General features: G+C 73.9%; 8 protein-coding genes. 5 read left to right on the top strand and 3 right to left on the bottom strand.

Annotation, left to right across the window (positions count from 1 at the left end; all coding sequences use genetic code 11):
- The first annotated feature begins 73 nt into the window (after positions 1–73).
- Positions 74–1,354 carry a phosphatidylserine/phosphatidylglycerophosphate/cardiolipin synthase family protein gene (locus tag K8625_RS10140; RefSeq protein WP_223782576.1) on the top strand — a complete coding sequence of 427 codons (1,281 nt, stop codon included), beginning with the start codon at positions 74–76 and terminating at the stop codon, positions 1,352–1,354.
- 3 nt (positions 1,355–1,357) lie between these two features.
- On the opposite strand, the gene nth is transcribed toward K8625_RS10140, so the two are convergent.
- Both nth and K8625_RS10130 read right to left on the bottom strand, forming a co-directional pair.
- Positions 1,358–2,047: an endonuclease III gene (gene nth / locus K8625_RS10135; protein WP_223747091.1), complete on the bottom strand. Its 690-nt coding sequence runs from the start codon at positions 2,045–2,047 to the stop codon at positions 1,358–1,360.
- 186 nt (positions 2,048–2,233) lie between these two features.
- Entirely contained in the window at positions 2,234–2,740 is a 507-nt protein-coding gene (locus K8625_RS10130; protein WP_223747092.1) for a GNAT family N-acetyltransferase, read from the bottom strand.
- Between the two features lie 201 nt (positions 2,741–2,941).
- On the opposite strand from K8625_RS10130, the gene K8625_RS10125 reads away from it, so the two are divergent.
- The 3 genes from K8625_RS10125 to K8625_RS10115 all read left to right on the top strand — a co-directional run bounded on the left by K8625_RS10125 (position 2,942) and on the right by K8625_RS10115 (position 10,526).
- Complete coding sequence (locus K8625_RS10125; protein ID WP_223782575.1) at positions 2,942–9,058, top strand: hypothetical protein; 6,117 nt, start codon at positions 2,942–2,944, stop codon at positions 9,056–9,058.
- 71 nt (positions 9,059–9,129) lie between these two features.
- Positions 9,130–10,044, top strand: a complete 915-nt coding sequence (locus K8625_RS10120; RefSeq protein ID WP_223747093.1) for an NlpC/P60 family protein — start codon at positions 9,130–9,132, stop codon at positions 10,042–10,044.
- Positions 10,045–10,103: 59 nt separating this feature from the next.
- On the top strand, positions 10,104–10,526 hold the full coding sequence (locus tag K8625_RS10115; protein ID WP_223747095.1) for a hypothetical protein: 423 nt from the start codon (positions 10,104–10,106) through the stop codon (positions 10,524–10,526).
- 39 nt (positions 10,527–10,565) lie between these two features.
- On the opposite strand, the gene K8625_RS10110 is transcribed toward K8625_RS10115, so the two are convergent.
- Positions 10,566–13,100, bottom strand: a complete 2,535-nt coding sequence (locus K8625_RS10110) for a protein kinase (RefSeq protein WP_255665599.1) — start codon at positions 13,098–13,100, stop codon at positions 10,566–10,568.
- Between the two features lie 223 nt (positions 13,101–13,323).
- On the opposite strand from K8625_RS10110, the gene K8625_RS10105 reads away from it, so the two are divergent.
- The gene (locus K8625_RS10105) at positions 13,324–22,881 is read left to right on the top strand and encodes a flagellar hook-length control protein FliK (protein WP_223782573.1); all 9,558 of its coding nucleotides are present in this window, start codon (positions 13,324–13,326) and stop codon (positions 22,879–22,881) included.
- Positions 22,882–22,885: the final 4 nt, after the last annotated feature.

Here is a 22,885-nt window from a genome sequence, read left to right as displayed (position 1 = left end):
GAGCACCTGCCTGTCGGGCAGGCGGCCAGGCCCTGCATGCCGGGGCCGGAAAGTGTCCCTAGCTTGCCACGTCATGGACGAGCCCCAGGACCTCTCGGAGACGGAGATTCTTCCCCAGCCCGGCGCCCACGGCTTCGATGCGGGGAGCGAGCGCGGCAAGCACGAGATGAAGGGGCCCTTCGAGCTGCCTCCAGGGCCTCAGGGCTTCTCGTTCTCTCTTTATCAGTCCACCGGCGCGGCGCTCATGACGGGCCACCGCCTGGAGCTCCTGGACAACGGCGCGGTGTTCGACCGCATGGTGGAGGACATCCGCGCGGCGCGGGAGAGCGTCCACATCCTGGTCTACATCTGGCGGCCCTGCGACGTGTCGGACCGCATCATCGACGCGCTGGTGGACCGCGCCCACGCGGGTGTGGCGTGCCGCGTGGTGGTGGACCCGGTGGGCAGCGAGGAGCTGAGTGGGGACAAGGACTTCGACCAGAAGGTGGAGAAGGTGCTCTCGGCCGCGGGCGTGGAGGTGCACTACTACCGGCTGCTCGCGGGCAAGGTGATGGGGCGGCTGCTGGGGCGCTCGCACCAGAAGCTGGTCATCATCGACGGGCGCATCGCGTACACGGGTGGCTTCGGCTTCTGGAAGGTGTGGGAGGGAGACGGGCTGTCGCCGGAGGAGTGGCGCGACACCAGCGTGCGTGTCGAGGGGCCGGCCGCGCGCGACATGCAGCTCTCCTTCTCGCGCTACTGGCAGGAGTCGGGCGGTGGGCTGCTGCCACCGGACACCTTCCCGGAGCCGATGCTGGTGGGGGACGCCGAGGCGTGCTTCGTGGAGAGCGCGGGCAAGCTGGGCATCACCGACGCGGAGCGGATGGTGCGCATGGTCATCGCCGCCGCGCGCGAGCGCCTGTGGATCGCCAACGCGTACTTCTCACCGCCCAACGAAATCCTGGAGCAGCTGGAGGAGAAGTGTCGCCAGGGCGTGGAGATTCGCGTGTTGGGGCCGGGGCCCGTGCATGACGTGAAGCTCATCCGCGCCTCGCAGCGCTCCACCTATGAGCGACTGCTCGACGCGGGGGTGCGCATCTACGAGTACCAGCCGTCGATGATGCACGCGAAGACGATGATCGTGGACGACTGGCTCGCGGTGGTGGGCTCGACGAACATGGACTCGCTGTCGCTCAACAAGCTGGGCGAGGGCTCGCTCATCATCCACGACAAGGAGTTCGTCCGGAAGATGGAGCGGTGCTGGGCCAAGGACCTGCGCGTGTCCAAGGAGATCTCGCTGGAGAACGGCGGTCGCACCAACCCGTGGCGGCGACTGGCTCGCCGGGCCACGCAGCTGGTGGGGCACGACCGGTAATCGTCAGCGAGGGTTCGTCACGCCGACCTGCCGGCAGGCGCTGAGCACCGGGCACGTGGAGCACCTGGGGCGCGAGCCCGTGCACACGTGCTTGCCGAAGGGTACCAGCAGGCGGTTGAGCTCCACCCAGTACCTGCGCGGGAGCTGGGTCTCGAGCGCGGTCATGGTCGCCTCGGGCGTGGTGGCCTTCACGTAGCCCCAGCGGTTCGTCACACGGTGCACGTGGATGTCCACGCTGATGGCCTCGTGCCCGCAGGCGATGCCGAGCGCCAGGTGCGCGCACTTGGGGCCCACGCCCTTGAAGGACTGGAGGACCCGGGCATCGCAGGGCAGGGTGCCCGCGAACTCGTCCCGCGTGCGCACGGCGATGGCGTGGAGTTGATGGGCCTTGGCTTCGTGGAAGGTGACGGGGCGGATGAGTGCGTCGATGGCGGCGGTGCCCAGGCGCGCGAGGGCCTTGGGTGTGGAGGCGCGCTCGAGCAGCCGGAGCGCCGCGGGCAGGCTGACTTCATCCAGGGTGCGGATGGAGAGGATGCAGGCGACGAGCTGCTCGAAGAGGCTGTCGTGGCCCCGGGCGGACAGCGCGAACATCGCCGCGTCCGCGAAGTCGCGCACCGTGTGACGTACGCGCGCGAGCACGTCGTCGATGTCGAAGGGGGCCTTGTCCGGGCGGGGCGCGGGCTCGGAGACCACGGCTGCTTCGGGCCGTGCCCTCGCGGTCCTCGCGCTCGTCGGTGACGGTGCCCTGCGGCGTCCGGGAGGCTTGGGTCCTCTTCCCGCCATTCAGTCCCCCTCCTTGTCCGAGAAGATGGGGACAGGGAGGAGCACTGACCCGAAGGGGCTCAGGGGACGGTGGCAGGGCAGGGGGGCGGGGGCGCTTCAGCTCGCGGGCTTCGTGAGGTCCAGCGCGTACCAGTGGTCGCAGCCGAAGTGGCCCGTGCTTCCCAGGGGGGCGCAGAGTGGCTCGAAGCCGAGGCGGCGGTAGAGCTTCTGCGCCTGTGTCATGGAGGCGAGCGTCTCCAGGTAGCAGCGCTGGAAGCCTGCCTCGCGCGCGAAGTCGAGACAGCGGCGCAGCATGCGCTCGCCCGCTCCCAGGCCACGCGCCTCGGGGAGGAAGTACATCTTGCGCAGCTCGCACACGCCCGGGTCTCCGCCCTCCAGCGGGGCGATGCCGCCGCCACCGATGACGCGGCCCGCGCGCTCCACCACGAAGTACGCGTGGCGCGGGCGCGCGTAGGCGGTGCTCATGGTGTCAACCTCGGGGTCGTGGATGGCGAAGCCGGGACCATCGGCTCCGAACTCGGGCATCACCGCGCGGATGACGCCCGCCACGGCGGCATCATCCGTGGGTCGGATGGGACGCAGGGTCAGCTCGTCGTTGCTCATGGGGGCGGACGCTCCCACGGAATGCGAGGTGGGGCCAGGGGGACTCCGGGCGTGACGGGTGCGTCGGAGTGCGTGCACCCGTTGTGCACCTGCCTGCACAGGTGCCACCCGGACGACGCACCTGGAATGAGGGGGCGGCTTTCCACGCGCTGGATATCCCAGGCATTCTGGGTGGCATGTCCGTTGTAGAGGGGGAGCTTCATGTACTGCCCTGATTGCCGACAGGAGCGCCTGGGTCAGTTCCACCAGTGCGCACTCTGTGGCACGGCGATGACCTCGCGGCCTCGTTCCGAGCTGGACGCGGAGCTCGCTCACGTCCACTTCCTCCTGTCCGAGCTGGCGCGCTGGGATGCCACCGAGGTTCCCCCCAACGTCCGTCGCTTCCTGTCCGAGCGCTACGAGCGTCAGGCCCGAATCCTCCTCTCCGTGCTCGCCGAGTCGCCGGCGCCGGTGACGGCGAGTCGGGTGGAGCCGCCGCGCACGGAGGACGGCGCCGCGGCGGCTGGCGGCAAAGCGCCTTCGCGCCCCGGTGAGTGGCCCGCGGTGGTTCCCGATGTGGATGGGGTGCACGCGGGGGCCACGGTGCTGCCCGTGACGGGCTTCGTGCAGGGAGCGGAGACGGTTGCCGCGGAGGCCGCGTGGCGGTCGAGCGAGGCCGTGACGCGCGATGCCGCGGAGCCGTTCGTGCGGGGCGCGGGAGATTCCGCGGCGAGCGGCGCTTCGGTGATTCGAGAGGCGGGCGGAGCGTGGGGCGCGGAGGCGTCCTCGCAGCGCTCGGGCGAGGCGGTGATTCGGGAGGCGGGCGGAGCGTGGGGCGCGGAGGCGTCCTCGCAGCGCTCGGGCGAGGCGGTGACTCGGGAGGCGGACGGAGCTTGGGGCGCGGAGGCGTCCGTGGCGAGTGGCGCCTCGGTGCTTCAGGATGCCCACGGCGCAAGGGGTGTCACGTCTGGCGCTGATGTGGCCGCGGAGCATCCGCAGGCGGGTCTGTCGTGGCGCGAGGGTGATTCTGTTCCTGGCGCGGACGCGTCGGTGGCGGGTGGTGCCTCGGTGGTGCGCGATGCTCACGGTGTGTGCGAGGTCACGCCGGGCTCGGAGCGTCCGAAGACGGGCCTGCCGTGGGGCGAGGGTGAGTACGTACCTCGTCCGGATGCCTCCGTGACGCGAGATGCGAGCGGCACGTGGAGCTCGGGTGAATCCGCGTCGCGTGCCGATGATGGGCACGCGTCGAGCACATCGGCGGCGTTGCGTACGGAAGGTGCTTCCTCTGCTTCGAGAGACGAGGCGAAGCGTGAGGCCGAGCGCGCCGCGAGGGCGGCATCGACGCGACGTCCAGGCGCTCGCGCGTCGCCGCATGCTCGCGTGTCCGGAGCGGGCGCCGAGGCGCATCCGCTCCCCGAGGACGCTTCCGCGCCGTCGTTCGAGGCGCCGCAGCCTGGGGGCCCGACGGCCCGGTTCGTCGAGCAGGCCTCGTCGTGGAATCGCGTGTGGAAGCCGTTCCTCTACGAAAGCATCATGTGGTTCGTCGGGGCCTTCCTCGTCCTCTCGGGCCTGCTCTACTTCGTGTTCGAGCGTTGGGCCGGGATGAGCTCCGTCAGTCGCTCGGTGGCCATCTTCCTGGCCACGGCGGGGGCCTCCGCGTTCTTCTCCATCATGGGCGCGGTCCTCGGGCGGCGCGAGGCCCTGCGCGGTCCGGGGCGCATCCTCGGGGTCATCGGCTCGGCGGCGGCTCCCCTCGCGGGCATTGCCTTGTCGCCCACCGGGTTCGGCGACGGCAACCTGGGGCCGTGGTGGCTCACTCCGGCGCTGCTGGTCTGGGCGGGAGTCTCGGCCTGGTTCGTGCGCAAGCCCGCGGAGGCCTTCGATGCCCCCTCGCGTCCCTTCGTCCAGGCCTCGCTCGTCGCCAGCATCTTGATGATGGGACTGGCTCCGCTGGCCGCGAGGCTCGGGGGCGCCGCGCTGTGGCTCAACCTCCTGCCGTGCGTGCTCTTCTTCCTGCTGTCCTCGCGCACCCCTTCGAGTCCTCGAGAAGGGAGCGCGCTGGCCTTCGCGCTCGCCGCGCCGCTGTACCTGCTCATCGCCTACGCGGTGCGCCTGCACCTGGCGCTCGTCCACGCGGGGGCTCCGCCCGACGCGGGCCTCTATGCGCCCTTCGTCGCGTTCCTGCTCGCCTCCGCCCATCGCTTCCGTGCCCTGCCCGCCGAGCGCGCGACGGACACGCTGTCGCTGGGCGTGGTCTCCCTCCAGGCGATGTGCCTGGTCGCCGCCATCGGTGCCCCGCCGCCCACGTTCTTCGTCACCGCCGCCGTCATCACCTGGACGCTGCTGTCGCTGGCGAGCGGCGCCCTCCATCGCCTGCCATGGGTGTATCCCGCCTATGCCGCGCTCTACTTCTCGTATGCCACCAGCGGCCAGCTGGTGCCGGGGCCGCTGAAGCGGCTGCTCGACACGCTCAAGGCCTCGCTCGGCTATCCCGTCGCGGAGCGGCTGCCCGTGCAGTACGGCGCGCTGACGGCGCTGCCCTTCGTGCTCGCGGGCGTGGTGCTCGCGGTGTCGCGGCTGTGGCGCGGTGAGCGCACCGGACAGGCGCGCGACGTCGCCTTCGCGGAGGTGCTGCTGCGCTGCACGGCCGTGGCCGGCGTCCTCTTCTCCTTCCACGGAATCGCCGGTCCCGACGCGCGCCCGGCCCTCTGGAGCGTGCTCGGCATGTCGGTGGTGTGTCTGGGCACCGGCCTGCTCGTGGACCGCTTCTACCTGAAGGTCGTCGGCGCGCTGCTGATGCTGGTGGTGCCGCCGCTGGCCATCCAGGTCCTCTCGGTCGAGGCCGCGTCCGTGGTGGCCGGATTGCTGGCGCTCGGACTGTCGGGCGTGTCCCTGGTGTGCACCGCGCGCACGCGGACACTGGTGGCCCCCGTGGGGGGATTGCTGGCCACGGCCGGCTTCCTGATGGGGCTGTTCAGCGACTTCGGCTTCACGCCGATGGCGGGCGCGGTGCTGTGTGGCGCGAGCATGCTCGTCATCGCGTGGAGCCTGCGCAACGCGTACGTCGTGGCCTACGCCGTCCTGCTGGCGGCCGCCCTGGTGCCGAAGCTCGCGCTCCAGGTGTCCGTCACGGCGATGGCCTTCTCGCTGGTCTTCGTCGCGCTGGCGCTCGCCGTCGTCGCCGAGCGGGGCCGGCTGCTGCGGCAGCTGAGCGGGGTGGCGGTCTTCTACGCGCTCTTCGGCTTCCTGGCGGGAATCATCGGCACCGTGAGTGGCCTGGGCGTGGTGATGCTCCTGTCGGCCGGAGCCATCGCCGTGGTGTCTCGCACGCTCCCCCTCGCGCGGCCCCTGGCGGTGTTCATCGCGGCCTTCGCGCTGCTGCCGGACCTGGGGCGCTCGTTCTCACCCTGGGGCGGGCTGATGACGCCGGCGATGTCCATGGGGGCGTTCATCCTCTGGGCCCTGGGGTCTTCACTGAGCGCGGCGCGCTGGGGGCGCAGCCCGAGCACCACTGTCGCGGCGCTCGTGGCGTGGACCTTCCCCTTCCTCGCGGTCGCGGAGGCGAAGTCCTGGCAGGAGAACACCTTCATCCTCGCCACGGCCTTCGCCGCGCTGCTCACCGCGAGGGCCATGCCCGCCGCGCTCAGCGTCGGCGTGGCCGCGCTGTATGCCGCCATCGGCCTGTACGCCACGGGGCCCATGGCGCTGCTGGGCCTGGCCACGGTGCTCGCCGTCCTCGCGGTGCTCGAGGAGGTCCCCGCGGTGCTGCGGGTGGGCGCGGGGGGCCGCCGCTTCGCGATGGTGGCGACGGTGGCCTCCGCGCTGGTGATGGTCCCCACGGTGGTGCGCTGGGACGATGCGCCCCCCGCCTGGATGGTCCTGGGCGCCATGGCGCTGCCGCTATTGTGGACGCGCGCCACGCGTCAGCCCTTCTTCGCGTGCCTCGGTGTGCCCTTCGCCTTCGTGGGCTTCCTGGCGATGGGTGGGGATACGCCCACGTGGGCCTTTGCGCTGCCGCTCTTGTCGCTGGCCGTGACGCGGGCGGTGGAGCATGTGCCCGGCTTCAGCACCCTGTTGCTGCGCTCGAACGAGGTGGCGGTCCGCAACCGGCTGTCGCTGGGCATGCAGGTCAGCCTCGCGCTGCTCACGCCGATGGTGCTGCTGACGTCGTGGATGGGGCCGCTGCCGGTGTACTTCCTCACGGCCTCGCTGGCGCTGATGCCCGGGCCCATGCCGTTCCTGCGCGTGTGCGGCGCCTCACTGCTGCTCATCACCGTTCCCGAGGCGCGGCCCATCGTCACGGTCCTCCTGCTGGCGCTCGCGCTGGCCGAGCACCACGTGGCGCCGAGGCTCTGGGCCTTCTTCCGCAGTCCGCCGGACGCGCAGCTGCGTCAGGTCTCCGTCATCACCGCGCTGGTCATCGCTGCGCTGCCCGTGCTGGAGGACCCGTCACCGTCGAGGCTCGCGGGCCTCGCGGGTGTGGTGGCCGCGTCCGCGTTCCTCCTGTCCCTGCGCTGGCTGTTGGTGCCGGCGCTCCTGGGACTCGCGCTCGCGTGCGTGGGGCAGACGGAGACACGCCACTTCCTGGAGTGGCGGCCCGAGGCGGGGCTGCCCATCGTCGCGCTGGCGCTGGGCGCCGCCGTGCTGTCCGCCTTCTGTCAGTCGGGGAGCGTGCAGCGCTCGCTCAACAAGGGGGTGGGGCGGTTGATGCCCGGCCTGGGCGGCACGTGGAGCGAGCCCCTGTGGGCAGGGAGCACGGGTGTATTGGGGCTGCTGCTCCTGGCGAGGCTCGCGGCCACGGGGCCTGGAGCGCTCGCGCCGCACGTGGCGCTGGGGGCCGGAGTGACGTCGCTGGTGTTGATGGCGACGCGCGAGCGGTGGATGGCGAATGTGGCCACGGTGCTGCTCGGGTTGTCGCTGGTGGCGGCGGTGCCCTTCGTGTGGGTGCCCGCCGCTGTCAGTGGCGCGGGGCTGGCGCTGTGCGTGGCGGGCATGTTCCTGGATGCGCGAGGGGTGCGCGTGGGCGCGGCCCTGCACCATGGCGGTTGGGTGCTGGCGCTGATGTCGTTGTCGGGGCTGCGCGACCTGCGGCACATCGGGACGCCGCTGTGCTTCGTGTTCGGTCTGGGGGCGGCGTGGGCGGTGGTGTGGCGCCGGAGCGAGCGCGAGGCGGCGGGCTGGCTGGCGTCGCTCGTGGCGGCGCATGGCGTGATGATGCACCTGGGCGCGGTGTTCTCCACGGGGCGTGGCTCGGAGTTCATCCTCCCGTACCTGGGCGCGCTCAGCGGGCTGCTCGCCGCGCTCGCCCTGTTCGTGGCGGGCCGGGAGGTGCGTCGGGGCGTGGGGCTGGGCTTCACCGTCGTGGCGCTGATGGAGGTGATGTTCGGCCTGGGGTTGCTGGGGCCGCAAGGGGACGCGCTGCGCGAGGCGCTCGTCGCGTGCGGAGCGCTGGCGGTGCTGCTCGTCGCGCTGGTGCGCCATGCCTCCAGGGAGGAGGACGAGCCCGCCGCGTTCCTGGCGCAGGCGGTGCTCGCGCTGGGGTACCTGTCCATGCGGATGCTCGGCATGGGAGCGCAGCCGAACTCCGGAGACAGCCTGGCGGCGCTGGTGGGCGGCGCGCTCTTCACGGGCCTGTACTTCTTCGTGCAGCGCGAGGGCTCGGGGCTCACGGTCTTCCGGAGGCCCGCCTTGTGGGGCGCGTACCTGTTCCCGATGGCGGGCCTGCTCTCCGCGCCGTGGGGCGAGCCGCTCCAGGTGGCCGCGCTGCTGGTGGGACACGCCGCGCACTTCGCCGCGCTGGCCTCGCATCCGACGCGCAGGGGCTCGGCCTCGCTCGCGTCGGTGGTGGCCTTCAACGTCGCGCTCTTCCTGGTGTGGCAGGGCACGGGGCACGGCGAGCCGCAGTTCTACGTCATCCCCGCGGGCCTCTCGCTGCTCGCGCTGCTGCGCGTGTTCCGGGGCGCCATCGAGCAGGACACGTATGCGCGGCTGCGCGCGGTGGCCGTCACCGTCATCTACGTGGCCGGCGCGTGGAAGCCGCTGATGTTCGACGACGGTGGGGCGATGCTCCTGTGCGTGTTCCTCTGCGTGGTGGGCGTGGGCTTCGGCATCGCGTTGCGCATCCGCTCCTACGTGTACCTGGGCACCGCGTTCCTGGTGACGTGTGTGGCGGCGAACCTGGTGCGCTTCGGCATGAGGGACCACCGCGTCGCGGCCGCCTCGCTGTTCATCATGGGCCTGTTCGTCATCGGCTCCATGGTGATGCTCAGCGCCCACCGTGCCGCACTCCTCCAGAGGTACACGCGGGTCCGCGCACTGCTGTCCACCTGGGAGGGGTGACACTTCGAGTTCTTGGCGACGGGCCCCACCTGTGGGATTGAATGCGGCCGCCTTTGTTGGAGGGTCGTCGGTTGTCCAGTCCTCGCCTGCTCGCCATCGTTCCGCTGTGTGCCCTCATCGGCTGCGCCACCGTGAAGTCCCGCGACGTCGGGACCGCTCCGGAGGTGATGCCTTCTTCAGTGCCGGAGTCCACCGGGGAGGGCACCCAGGTGCCCGCGTCCGACACGACTCCGGCAGTGGCCCCCGAGGCTGCGTCCGCGAGCGAGATGGTGGCACCGGTGGTCGCGGAGGCACCTCGCGGCGAGCGTGCGCCGGCCGTCGTCGCCACCGTGATGTCCGAGGAGAAGGCCCGGCCGCTGGTGACGGGGGTCATCTCCGCCGCGCTGGAGGCCGTCGCGCTGGTCACGAGTCCGGCGACGGACTCCGCGGGGTTCTGGGAGGCGTACCGCACGCCGATGCAGCTGGCGCGGCTCATCGTGTCGCGCTCGATGCAGCTCGTCGGTGAGCGCAACCTGGGGCGCGTGAGCCGGGGGATGCCGAACGACTGCTCGGGCTTCGTGCGGCTGGCGTATCTCTCCGCGGGCATTGATTTGGTGGCGCACGGCTTCCTCGCCGGGGAGAACGCCGTCTCGGCCATCTTCCGCCGCGCGACGCAGGGGGGCCGGCTGCACCAGCACGCGCCGCGTCCGGGCGACCTCGTCTTCTTCCGCGAGACGTATGACCGCAACCGCGATGGTCGCCGCAATGATGGGATGACCCACATCGGCGTGGTGGAGGCGATTGGAGAAGACGGCACCGTCACCTTCATCCACCGAGGCAGCAAGGGCGTGGCCCGCAGCCGCATGAACCTGGCCCATCCGGACAAGCACCAGCTCTCCCAGGGGGGCCCCGTGGTGAACGACTTCCTGCGCCCGGCGAGCAAGGGCTCTCGCGCCTATGTCACGGGGGAGCTCTTCGTCTCCTACGCGTCTCCCGAGGGGCTGTAGATTTCCAGTCGACATCCCGCACCCTGCGTGGCTTTGAAGCTCCGCGAGGTTGTTGCGTCATGTCGGGCATGAGAATCGCCCTGCTTGTCGGTGGTCTGTTGCTCGCCTCGGGCTGTGTCGTGCACTCGCGCTCCGAGCCGCGTCCCGGTCCCTCGCGGCCTCCGCCGCGCCCGTCCTCCATGTCCTACAAGGAGGCCGTGGACCGGGGCTTCGGGGAGTGTCGCTCGCGCCGCTATGACTGCCGCCTCAAGGAGGCGCACCGCACCGGACGCGATGTCTGGAAGGTGAAGTTCGAGGCCTCGGCGCCGGGCGCCCGGGGCCACCTGCACCTCGAATACGACGCCTTCTCCCGCAACCTGCTCAGGGTGGACGAGAAGGTGAAGGCACGCCGGGACAGGGACGACGATTGGGATGACGACGACCACCACCATCACGGTCGCGGCAAGGGCAAGAAGAAGGGGCACGCCCACCGCGACGACTGACGCGCGCCGCGCCGCGCCCGGGACGGGATTCCCGGGCCTTCAGCCGCCCTTCTTGTTCAGCCGCTGCAGGGCCCGGTTCGCCTCGGCCTGACCGCAGTCTCCGCTCTTGCCGACCTCCAGCTCCGCGAGGCGGACGAGGGCGGGGACGGCGTCCATGTTGCCCAGCACGCCCAGCCTCCGCGCGGCGAGCCGGCGCAGCTCACACTCCTTGGCCTCCAGCGCCTTGGCGTAGCCCTCGACCAGGTCGAACCCGTCCGTCTCCTTCGCGGCGTCCAGGTAGCGCACCGCGCCCCACTGCTTGAGCGAGAAGTCGCTCTCCACCAGGTCGATGAAGTACGGACGCACCCGCTCCCGGGGGATGTTGCTCAAGAGCTTGCGCAGGTCGTCGGAGTCCTTGCGGCCGTAGTCCTCCGCGAGCCCGTCCAGAATCGAGTCCTCCACGCCGGCGCGACCCTCGTCGTCCAACGTGGTGAGCAGCACCCGCTCCTTGTCGTGGTTGCCGAGCGCGTGGTGCGTCGCCGCGAGCGCACGCCGCACCGAGGCCTGCTTCTGCTCCTCGTTCGACGTCGCGTTCAGCAGCGCGAGCGCCTCCTCCGTCCTGCCGTCCTCCAACAACGACAGCGCCTTCACCGCGGGGCGGTTCAGGTGCCACACCCACGCGGCGACGAGCAGCAGGAGCACCCCCACCACCGCACCCGCGTGCTTCGGCTTCGCGCGTGCCAAGGCCACGGTGGCCTGGGCGCGTGCCTTCAACTTCGCGGGCGTCAGCTCCTCGCGCAACCACGGCCCCGCCACTCGCAGCGACTGTCGGGGCGAGAAGTCGCGCACGCGCTGGAGCCGCTCACGGGCCCGCTGGGTCATCGAGGCCCAGGCCACGCCCGTCCTGCGCAGCGCCGGAGCGATGTGCACCGCGAGCGCGCTCTGCTTCTCGAAGCGGCCACCGAAGGGCGGCCCCTCGGCCATCCGCAGGCAACGGTACAGCTGGAGCTGCTCCTCGCGGCCGGGCAGGGTGATGGAGCCACACGGCTCCACCTCCGCCTCGGCGCGGTTGCGCGCCAGGTTCACCGCCTCCGTGAAGGTGACCTCGCCCGCGGCGGCGACGTGCTCCACCGTCTCCACCACCTCCATGGGCTCGCCCAGCACGGTGTCGGCGGTGAGCAGCACCTCGCCCGCGTGCAGACACACGCGCACGTTCAGCCGCTCCCCGTCGGGCAGCGACTGGTTGTGGCGCCACAGCTTGTCCTGCATCGCCATGCCGCACAGCACCGCCGCGGTGGGCGAGCGGAACACCACCAGGAGCGCGTCCCCGCGCTTCTGCACCAGCCGCCCCTCGTGCTCCTTCACCAGCGGAATCAGCAGGCGGTCGTGCGTCTCCAGCATCCGCGCGTTCTCTTCGTGCGTCTGCCGGCTGGTGCGCTCGGTGAAGCCCTGGATGTCGGTGAGCATCACCGTCAGGTTCTGCGGCTTCACCACCGAGTTGCTGCCGGACAGGGACGGGCTCGCGCCCGACGGCCGGGTCCCGAAGGCCGCCGTGCCCGTGCGCGCCGTGCCCGGAGGCAGGCTGTGCGCGCCCGGGGTGGCCACCGCACCATACGCGGCCGTGCCCTGGCTGATGCGCTGGGACGTGGCGGGCACCGGAGCGTCCGCGCCGCCGAACACGGAGGTCCCGGTGGGGCCGGGCGTGGCCACCACGGGCGTCTCGCCCGTGCCGAAGACGGAAGTGCCCGAGGGTGAGGTGACGGTGGCGGGCATCCCGACGTAGGCGGGCGTGCCCAGCCCCGGCGTCAGCGCGGAGAGCGAGGCGTGGGCCGCGGCGAGCGCGTCCGCCAGCTCGTGCGCGCTCTGCGTGCGCTTGGCCGGGTTCTTCTCCAAGAGCTTCATCACCAGCGACAGCAGGCCGATGTAGCGCGACAGCGACGGGGCGGCCCGGTCCAACGGCAGCGGCGCGTGCGAGGCGTGCTGCGCGAGGAAGTGCCGCGCCTGGGGCCCGTCGAACGGCAGGCGCCCGGAGAGCACCCGGTAGATGAGCACGCCGAAGGTGTACAGGTCGCTGCGCGTGTCCACCTTCGCGCCCACCGCCTGCTCCGGCGACAGGTACTCGGGGGTGCCGAGCACCACGCCCACCTGGCTGACGTTGCTCTGCGCGTCCGGCTCCACGAGCCGCGCGATGCCGAAGTCGAGCAGCCGCGCCTGCTCACCGCGCGCGCCGGGGGAGATGAAGACGTTCTCCGGCTTCAGGTCGCGGTGGATGATGCCCTTGTCGTGGATGGCGGCCAGGCCCTCCGCGAGCTGGTGGAGCAGCGGCAGCGCGCGCCCCGGCGGCATGGGCCCCCGGGTGAGCACGTCGTAGAGGCTCTCGCCCTCCACGAACTCCATCACCAGGCAGGCGTGATCTCCCGACTCGCCGAAGTCGACGATGTGGACGACGGCGGGGTGCTCGACGGCGGAGAGGAGGCGGGCCTCGCGCTTGAAGCGCTCGGCCATGCCGGGCTGGGCGTTGAGGTCATGGTGAAGGACCTTGATGGCCACCTTGCGGCCCAAGGAGACCTGTTCACCCAGGTACACTTCCCCCATGCCGCCCGAGCCCAACGGACGGAGGACTCGGAAGCGACCGTCGAGGACGAGAGAGTCGGGAGCCAGCACGCCGGGCGCATCTTGTCCGACTTCGCGCTCGCGCGCATGACGAACCGCACGGGGGCGGCCCTGGGGCCGCTCTGCCCCTCCGGCTGCCCCCCGGGCGGGGGATTGCCATAAATTTCGGGGGCTTGGGCACCGTGGTAGCGTCCAGGCTCCCGCGATGGCCAACGAGAGCGACTCCCCCAAGCCCACCGCGGCGCCCGATGCGCGCGCCGCCGCACCCGAGCTGCGCCTGCTGGACCGCAGGGCCTTCGTGGGCTTCCCCGCGCTCGAAGTCACGCCCGGGCTGCGCATCTCCGACTTCGCCCTCCAGATTCCGGACGTCAGCTTCCCCTTCAACGTCAGCGCCGGGGCCACGCGTTATCAGCGCAAGAAGCTGAGCTTCGGCTTCCTGGAGCTGAGCGTCGACGCGGACCTCGTCACGCGGCGGGTGGCGGAGCTGGCCGGGAAGCTGGCGGGCATCGAGGAGCTGCGGCTGCACTTCCGTCCCGGCTACCTGGAGGGCCAGGGGCGGCTGCCCGCGCCGGAGCGCACGCCGTTCACGTTCAAGGTCGCCTTCGACGCGGATGGCGAGAAGCTCGCCATCTACCTGTACGACGTGCGGCTGTACGGCTTCTCGTCGACGCCGTCGGTGCAGGTGCCGGGGCTGTTGTCCGCGGCGGTGGGCGCGCTGGCGCTGGTGCCCGACGTGGAGGTGCGCGGGGCCTCGGGGTTCTCCACGCGCGTGCTGCCCGCGCTGTGTCAGCTGGCGGCGGTGAGTCGTGGCTACAAGATGCCGTCCCTGGACACGGCGCGGCTGTCCGCCGCCGAGGTGTCGAGCACGGGCCTGCGGCTGCGCTTCGCGGCGGGGGGCCTGCCGCCGCCGTCCGCGCCGGACGAGGAGCTGCTGCTCACGCTCGAGGGCGCGCGGGCGTTCGCGGACGCGGAGGGGCTGGTCGCCCAGGGCCGTCTGGCCGAGGCGCGGCAGGTGTATCTGCAGGCCGGGGACGCGCAGGACGCGCACCCGTTCGCGGCGGAGCGGCTGTTGTCGCTGCTGGTCGCGGACCCCCAGGCGCACGAGCTGGCCCTGGACGTGGCGGCCACGCTCCAGCGCAGGCGGGACCGGAGCCCCGCGGCGCTGTGGGGCGAGGCGGTGGTGCGCGAGCGCCGGGGCGAGGGGGCTCGCGCGGCCGAGCGCTATCTGGCGCTGTGCGCGCTGGCCCGGCGCACGTCCGAGGAGGCCGCGGCCTTCTTCTCCGCCGAGGCCGCCGCGCGCTGCTCGCGCGACACCGCGCCCCAGGTCGCGGTGAAGGCGCTGCACGAACTGCTGGGGCTCAAGCCGGACCACCTGCCGTCGCTCAAGGCGCTGGCGCGCGCGTCGGACCAGGCGCGCGACAGGGCCGGCGCGGTGCGCGCCTATCGCCGGCTGGCGGCGCTCGCTCGCGACCCGCACGAGGCCGCCGACGCGCACGTGCACCTGGCCCGGCTGTGCGCGCAGACGGAGGACGACATCGCCGGCGCGCGCCTGCACTGCGAGGCCGCGCTGCGACTGGCGCCGGACCAGGCCGATGCGCTGCTGCTACTCGGTGAGCTGTGTCACCGCGGCGGCGAGCACCTGCGCGCGCTGAAGGCGTTGGACCGCCTGCGCGAGGTGTCCATGGCCCGGCACGAGCTGGACCGGGTGGGCCACGCCGACCTGATGGCCGGCCGCGTGTGGGAAGAGGGCTTGAAGCAGCCGGAGAACGCGCTGCTGCGCTACCGCGAGGCGGTGTCGCTGCTGCCCGGCGAGCCCGAGCCGCTGTTCGCCGCCGCGCGCGTGGCGGAGGGACTGGGCCGGCTGCAGGAGGCGCTCGCGGGCTACCAGCAGGCGCTGGAGCTGGCGGGGCCGGCGCCGCGCTCGGAGGGCATCCGCCACGCGGCGCATGCCAGCCACCACGCGTTGGCCAGGCTGTACCGCTCACGGCTGGGAGACCCGGCGCGCTCGCGCGAGCACCTGGAGTCCGCGCTCGCGCTGGACCCTCGCGACGCGCTGGCGCTCGAGGAGCTGATTCCGTACTTCCGCATCACCGGCAAGTCGCTGGAGCTGGCCGACGCGCTGGAGAAGTCCGCCGCGCTCCAGGACGAGCCTGGCAAGCGCGCCGCGGCCTGGGCGGAGGCGGGCGAGCTGTACCGCGGGCGACTGCAGCAGCCGGAGAAGGCGGAGCGGCTGCTGCTGCTCGCGCTGGAGGCGGACGCCGACCACCGGCCGTCGCTGGAGTCGCTGCTGGCGCTGGCCGAGGCGCGCCGCGACGGTCCGCTGCTCACGCGGTGCCTGTCCGCGCTGGCGCGGCTGTCCACCGACGTGAAGGAGCGCGCGCAGAAGTACCGGCGCCTCGCGGTGGCCGCGCGCGACCTGGCGTTCGACCTGGACCTGGCGGTGCACTCGCTGCAGGAGGTGCTCCGCGCGGAGCCGGATGACCTGCCGGCGCTGGGGGAGCTTTGCGCCCTGCAGCGCAAGCGCGCGGACATGGCCGGGCTGGCCGTGGCGCTGGAGGAGCGCGCGCGGGTGGCCGAGGCACAGGGCGACAAGCGTCTGGCGGCGGCCGCGCTGCGAGAGCTGGCTGGAGTGCTGGAGGCCCGGCTGGGGCGCGTGGGCGATGCGCTGGTGGCGCTGGAGAAGGCGGCGCGGCTCGCGCCCGACTCCGCGGTGCTGCTGGACCTGGCGGACCTGTCCCTGCGCTGCGACCGTCCCGAGCATGCGCGGCGCGCGCTGGAGTCGCTCTTGTCCACGCTGCCTCGCACGGCGGCGCCGGAGAAGCTGGCGGACGTGCGGGCCCGACTGGGACGCGCGTGCGAGATGCTCGGCGACCGCGAGGGCGCCATCGCCGCGTACGCGCAGGCGTTGCCCTTGCGCCGGCTGGACGACGCGCTGGCCGCGCGGCTGGAGGCCCTCTACACGGAGGCCGGCGAGACGCAGGCACTGGCCGAGCTGTGGGCGGGCCGCGCGCAGGCCCTGATGGGCGCCGAGCGCGCCGAGGAGGCCGCGCCGCTGTTCCTGCAGAGCGCTCGCGCGCTGCTGGAGCGGGGCGAGAAGTCCGCGGCGCTGCTGCGCCTGTCCGCCGCGCTGGAGGCGAGCCCCGAGGGCCCGCTGGCGGCCGAGGTGCTGGAGTCGCTGGCCGAACTGGAGCTGGAGCGGGGCGAGAAGCTGGAGGCCGCGCGCCTGTACGCGCGCCGCGCCGTGCTGGTGCCCGAGGACCGCGCGGGCGCGCGGCTCCTGTTCCGCGCGTCGCTGCTGGCGGCGGGGACCAGTCGCGAGGAGGCGTTCCTCGCCGAGGCGCTGGAGCGCGATGCGTCCTTCGCTCCCGCGCGGCAGCGCCGGGGTGAGCTGAAGCTGCCCACCGATGCGCAGGCCGCGCTGGACGACTTCGAGGCGGTGCTGGCGCTGCCTCCCGTGGACGCCGACGCGCCTCGCGAGGCGGAGCGCGTGTCCCTCACGCGCAAGGCCGCGGGCGCCGCCGTGCGCGCGGGCCGGACCGACTCCGCGCGCCGCCTGTTGGCCGAGTACTGCATCCGCGCGCCGGAGGACCTGGACGCGCGCGTGGAGCTGGCCAGCCTGCACCGCAAGGCGGGCGCCCGCGAGGCGCTGGCGGACCTGCTGGTGGAGCTGTGGCCGCGCCTGTCCGGCGAGCCTCGCCGCGCGGCCCGTCGCGAGCTGGCGGAGCTGTCGCTGTCGCTGGGGCGCGCGGGCGCGGCGATGGACTCGCTGCGCAGCCTGCGCCTCGAGGAGCCGCACGACACGTGGGCGGCGCAGGCGCTGCTCGACTTGCTGCCCCCGCCGGGCACGGGCTCCGTGGAGGAGGAGGCCGAGCGTCTGGAGCTGTTGGGCGCCCTGGTGACCTCGTCGTCGGGAGAGGAGCGCGCGGAGTTGCTCGCGCGCCGCGCCGTGCTGCACCGCGCGGCCCACCGGGTGTCCGCCGCGCGAGAGGACTTCTCCGAGGCCGCCACGCTGTCTCGCCGCCCCGCGCCGCTGCTGCTGGCGCTGGCGGAGCTGGCGCGTGAGTCCGAGGACGAGGCGGGTGAGCTGGAGGTGTGGCGTCGCGCGGTGGTCGCCGATGCCCAGCTCGGCGCGCGCGCCCGCGAGCGACTGCTCGCCCTGGGGACGACGCTGGCGGAGAAGGACGTCCGGCCGCTGGCGCGCGAGGCGCTGCTCGCCGCCGTCGCCCTGTCGCCCTCGGAGGCGGAGCGCTGCGACGCCTGGTTCACCCTGGCCGACCTGGCCCGCCGTGACGAGCGTCCGGACGAGGAGGCCACCGCGCTGGCCGAGGCCGCGAGGCAGGGCCCCACGCCCCGCCGCGTCGAGGCGCACCTGGCCCGCGCCGCGCTGCTCGAGTCGCGCGGAGCGCTGGCCGATGCGCGCGAGAGCCTGCGGGCGGCGCTGGCGCTGGCGCCCCGACACGCGGGCGCCACGGCGTCGCTGCTGCGCGTGCTGCGCACCCTGGGAGACTGGGCCGCGCTGGCCGAGGTGCTCGCGGCCGAGGCGCCCCACGCTGGCGCGGGCGAGGCCGCGACGATGTACTCGGAGCTGGCGTCGCTCTACCTGGAGCGACTGGACCAGCCGGGCCCCGCCGAGGCGGCGCTGCGCCACGCGCTGCGGCTGACCCCGGACGACGCGAACGCGCGGCGCCAGCTGGTGTCCCTGGTCGCGGGCCGGGGCGAGCTGCGCGAGGCCGCGGCGCTGCTGGAGACCGCCGCCGAGAGCGCGAGCGCGACGGAGGCCGCCACGCTGCTGCGCGAGGGCGCCGCCTACGCGCGCGACGCGGAGGACCTGGAGCGCGCGCTGAAGCTGTCGCGCAAGGCGCACGCCCTGGTGCCCGCGCGCGGCGCGGAGCTGGCCTCGCTGGCGGAGCTGCTCTACCTGCGCGGCGCGGTGGTGGAGGCGCTGCCGCTCCAGGAGACGCTGGCGCTCGCGGTGGACTTCTCGGGCGACGCCGCGTCCGTCGACGCCGCCGAGGCCACCTGGCTGCGGCTGGGCGAGCTGGCGGAGAGCGCGGGCGAGACGAAGCGCGCGGTGGGCGCGTACCGGAAGCTGCTCGCCGAGCGGCCCCTGTGCGAGGCCGCGGTGCAGCGGCTCTCCGCGCTCCTGGAGAAGGACGACCCGCGCGGCGCCTTCGAGGTGCTCGTCACCCACGCGCGCTCGCTGGCGCCGTCCGAGGACACGGTGCGGCGGCTCGTGGTGCTGGCGGACAGGGCGCGCGCGTCGCTCGCGGACGCGGGCGTCGCGGCGTCGCTCTTGTCGCACGCGGCGCAGATGGCCCAGACGCCGCTGCCCCTGCGGCTGCGGCTCGCCGCGCTGTACCGCGAGACGGGTCGCTCGCTGGAGCTGCTCACGGAGCTGCGTCAGGTGGCCGCGCTCAGCCTCCAGGTGGGCGACGTGGCGGCGACGCTCGCGGCCTACGACGAAGAGGCCCGGCTCGCCGAGTCCACCGGCCGCGCGGACGACGCGCTGCGCGCGCTCGCGGATGCACGCGACCTGCTGGCGTCGCGTGGCCGTCCCGCCGAGGCCGCCGTGTCCGAGCGCCGCCGCGCGGAGCTCTTGCGCGACGTGAAGCTGGACCTCTCGGCCGCGGAGGGCGCGCTGGACCGGGCCTTCTCGCTGGCGGAGGACCTGGGCACCGCCCGACTGGGCGCCGCGCTGGCCGAGCGCCGCGACGACGCCGAGGCCGAGGCCCTGTGGCTGGAGCGCGCGCTGCCGCTGCTGGACGACGCCAGGCAGGCCGCGGCGCTGCGGCTGCGGCTGGCGAAGCTGCACCTGGGCGTGCTCGCGGACGCGGAGGAGGCGGAGCGCTTCCTGCGCGAGGCGCTGCGCGAGGACCGCTCGCTCGAGGAGGCCGAGTCGCTGCTGGCCCGGCTGCTGGAGCGCGACGGCCGCATGGCGGAGCTGGCCGCCTGGTACGAGGAGTGCGCCGAGGGCGAGCCGGACGCGGAGCGCCGCGCAGAGCTGCTCCAGCGCGCCGCCGTGCTTTACCGCGACAGGGCGGGGCGCCCCGACGCGGCCGCCGCGGCCTTCATCGCCGCGCGCTCGGCGCGCCCGGACGACCTGGACCTCACCGCGCAGGCCGCGGAGCTGTTGCACGAGGTGAAGCGGCACGCGGACGCCGCCGAGTTCGACGCGGTGCTGCTGGAGGCCGACCCGTTCCGCGAGCCCGTCTTCACCCGGCACCGGGCCTTCCTGGAGGAGTCCGAGGACAACCAGTCGCTCGCGGAGTTGATGTTGCGGCGCGCCCAGCGTCAGTCCGACGTGGACGCCGCGGCCAGCTACCTGGCGGCGGCCCGGGCCTTCCGCGCGGGAGGCGCCCGCGAGCGCGCGCTCCTGTGCGAGGACCGCGCCTTCGAGCTGGACCCCGCGAGCGTCGAGGCCTTCGAGCAGGTGCGCGAGCGCGCGGCCACGGACGTGCGCCGGTTGTCGGAGCTGCTCGCCCAGCGCGCGCGAGCCCTGCCTCGCGAGCAGTCGCTGCCCCTCCTGCGCGAGCGCGCCACGCGCCTGCTGGACGCGGGAGAGGCGCTGCTGGCCGCCGAGGCCTTCGACGTGTACCTGGCGAGCGCGGGCGACGATGTGGAAGCGCTGTCCGCCCGCGCGGAGCTGGCGGCTCGCAGTGGTGGCCCCGCCGCCGCGCGGCCGTATGACCGGCGGCTCCTGGACGCGGGGGGAGACGCGCTGCCGGTGCCGGTGCGCGCGCGGACCTGGCTGCGGCTGGGCCACGCGTCGCTGGGGGCGAACGCGTACCACGACGCGGCGGATGCCTTCGAGTCGGTGGTGTCGCTGGAGCCCGACGGCGAGCGCGGCCGCGAGGCGCTGTCGCTGCTGGCGGAGGTGCACTCGCGCACGGGCAACGCGCCGGGCCTGTACCGCGCCTCGCTGCAGCTGGCCCGGCGCGCGGAGGACACGGCGACGGCGGAGGTGCTGTACCGCCGCGCGGCGGACCTGTTCGAGGACCCGAGGGAGGCCATCGACGCGCTGCTGCCCCTGGCGCGGCTGCGTCCCGCGGACGCCTCCGTCATCGACCGGGCCGTCGCGGGCCTGCGCGCGATGGGCCGCCACGGCGACCTCTTGGCGGTATACGAGTCCGGCGCCGAGGCCGCGGGAGGCGCACGCGCCGCCGAGCTGCTCCTGGCCGCCGCCACCGTGGCCGCCGAGTCGCTCGCGGACGCGGACGCGGCGTGGGAGCTCACCCAGCGCGCCGCCGAGGCCGCGCCCGAGGACGTCACCGCGCTGCGCGCCCTGGTGACGGGCCTGCGCGAGCGGCGCGAGACGGCCCGGCTGCGTCAGGCCCTGGAGCGGCTGGTGCCGCGCCTGGAGGAGGCGGACGAGGCGGCCCTGCTGCGGCTGGAGCTGGCCGCGCTGCTGGAGGCCGAGGGCGAGACGTCCACGGCCCGCGAGGCGCTGGAGGCGGTGGTGGAGCGCGGCGCCGCGGGCGCGGGCTACGCCGTCGCGCTGGAGGAGCTGGAGAAGCTGCTGACGGACGCGCCCGGGCGCCGGGCCGAGGTCCAGGTGGCCCGCGCCGAGCTGACGTCGGGGCGCGAGCGTCGCTCGCTGATGCTCGCGGCGGCCCGTGCCTTCGAGAGCGCGGGGCGGCTGCCGGACGCGCTGAAGGCGGCCAAGGCCGCGGCGGCCGTCGAGCCGGACGTGGACGCGACGCTGCGGGTCGCCCACCTGTACCGGGCCTCAGGCGAGGCGCCCAAGGCCGCGACGGCGCTGCTGCAGGCGGCCCGGCTCGCGTCTCCGGACGAGCGTCCGCCGCTGCTGCTGGAGGCCGCGGACCTCTGGGAGAAGGCGGGCGAGCACGGCGAGGCGCTGGAGGTCATCGAGCGCATCGCCACCGAGGCGCCGGACATGCTCGCGCCGTCGGAGCTGGCGGAGCGCTTCGGACGGCTGGGCGCCTTCGCCCGCGCGCTCGAGGTCGGCTTCGCGCCCGCGATGCTGGCCGGCGAGCTGACGGACGCGCTGGCCATGGCCGCGCAGGCCGGCGACGCGGCCCGCACGCGCGAGGCGCTGTGGGCCCTGGTCGCGCAGGCGGACGCGGACCCCGCCCACGCGTCCGCGCTCGCGGACGGGCTGCGCGCGGAGCATGACGCGGAGGGGCTGCTGGAGCTGGCGGCCCTGTCCGTGTCGAGGGACGCCGCCTTCGCCGTGGCCCTGCGCGACGAGGTGCTGCGCGACCCGGACGCGCCCGAGCTTCAGCGCCTGCGCGCGCTGGAGGAGCTGTCGACCGACGCGGGCTTCGCGGCCCGGCTCACGCTGCTGTTGCCCGGCCTGGAGAAGCACCCGGAGGTGTTCTCGGAGGCGGTGCTGAACCGGGTGCGCGCGCTGCCGGACGCGTCGCGTGTGGAAGCGCTCGCCATGGCGGCGGAGGGCTGGACGTCCCGCCGCAAGTCGCTGCTGCTCGAGCGCCACATGCTGGAGTTCAGCCTGGGCCGCTTCGACGCCGCCGCGCGCACGCTGGGCCAGCTCATCGAGGTGGAGGAGGACGCGCGCGCACGCGCCACCCTGCACCTGGAGCAGGGCGAGCTGTTGCTCAGCCCGCTGGAGCGGACCGACGAGGCCCGCGCGGCCTTCGAGCGCGCGCTGGAGGACGACGCCACCTGCGTGACGGCGCTGCACAACCTGCTCGCGCTGGTGGACGAGGCCGAGGACCCGGCCGTCTTCGTGTCCCTGGCCGAGCGCCTGGTGGCGACCGAAGGGCCCGCCGCCGCGACGCAGCACCGCGAGCGCTGGGCGGACGCGTACGAGATGCTGGGCCAGGTGGCCGAGGCCGCCGCCCAGCTGGAGGCGCTGCCGGAGACCGAGGAGCGCCTGGCCCGCCGCGCGAGGCTCGCGGAGGAGCGGGGTCTGACGGGCGAGGCGCTGCGGCTTCGCGAGCGGCTCACCGACGAGCCAGGGATGCTGGAGTCCATCCTGCGCGGCTACCTGGACGCGCAGTTGGTGGCGCCCGCGGCCCGGCTCGCCGAGCGCCTCTTCGACGGCGCCGGCCTGTCGCCGGAAGTCCTCCGCCTGGCCTGTGAGCGGCTGTCGCCCGTGTCCGAGGGCGCCGTGTTCGCCACGCGCGTGTGGCCGGGGCTGTTGCGCGCATCCCCGCTGGACGTGGATGGCTGGACGCTCTACGCCGAGGCCCTGCGGCTCGTCGGACGTCAGGACGCGGCCGAGCGCGCGGATGGCCTCGGCGCGGCGCTGTCCTCCAGCACGGCGCTGGTGACGCGCGTGCCGGTGTCGCCGCTGCCTTTGCCCTCGGGCTTCCAGCACGCGCCGCCCGCCCGGGTGCTGCCGGTGACGACCGAGAGCTTCCCGCGCCTGTTCGCCGCGCTGCGGCCCGCGCTGACGTCCCTGGGCGCCGGGGCGCTGTCGGTGGGCGTGGACCCCATCGGCGGGGTGGAGGCGTACCTCACCGCGCCGGACGCCCTCGTGCTGGGCGCGGGCGCGCTCGCGTGCTTCGACGCGGTGGAGCTGGGCTATCTGTGCGCGCTGGCCCTGACGCTCGGAGAGGCGGGCGTGAAGCTTTCCCGCCCGGGCGAAGTCCCCGGCTTCGACGAAGCGGCCGTGGCGGCCTTCCGCGCGGTGCCCTCGTCGCTCGCGGCGGGGCGCGTGCTGGCCCGGCTGGATGGCAAGGTGCGCGGGGGTGACCCGGCGCGGGTGGATGTGGGCGCGGTGCTCGCACAGGGGGAGACCTTCCGGGCGGTGGCCCTTTGCGTGCTCGACCTCGGGTAGCCGT

This window comes from Myxococcus sp. AS-1-15, from assembly GCF_020037055.1.
GTDB lineage: Bacteria > Myxococcota > Myxococcia > Myxococcales > Myxococcaceae > Myxococcus > Myxococcus fulvus.
The sequence above is the reverse complement of the archived record's forward strand: the minus strand, read 5'-3'. Positions and strand labels throughout refer to the sequence as shown.

Excerpts from the sequence above, each read along its gene's own strand:
- K8625_RS10140 (WP_223782576.1), top strand. The coding sequence starts at position 74 with ATGGACGAGCCCCAGGACCTCTCGGAGACGGAGATTCTTCCCCAGCCC.
- K8625_RS10130 (WP_223747092.1), bottom strand. The coding sequence starts at position 2,740 with ATGAGCAACGACGAGCTGACCCTGCGTCCCATCCGACCCACGGATGAT.
- K8625_RS10125 (WP_223782575.1), top strand. The coding sequence starts at position 2,942 with ATGTACTGCCCTGATTGCCGACAGGAGCGCCTGGGTCAGTTCCACCAG.
- K8625_RS10115 (WP_223747095.1), top strand. The coding sequence starts at position 10,104 with ATGTCGGGCATGAGAATCGCCCTGCTTGTCGGTGGTCTGTTGCTCGCC.
- K8625_RS10110 (WP_255665599.1), bottom strand. The coding sequence starts at position 13,100 with ATGGGGGAAGTGTACCTGGGTGAACAGGTCTCCTTGGGCCGCAAGGTG.
- K8625_RS10105 (WP_223782573.1), top strand. The coding sequence starts at position 13,324 with ATGGCCAACGAGAGCGACTCCCCCAAGCCCACCGCGGCGCCCGATGCG.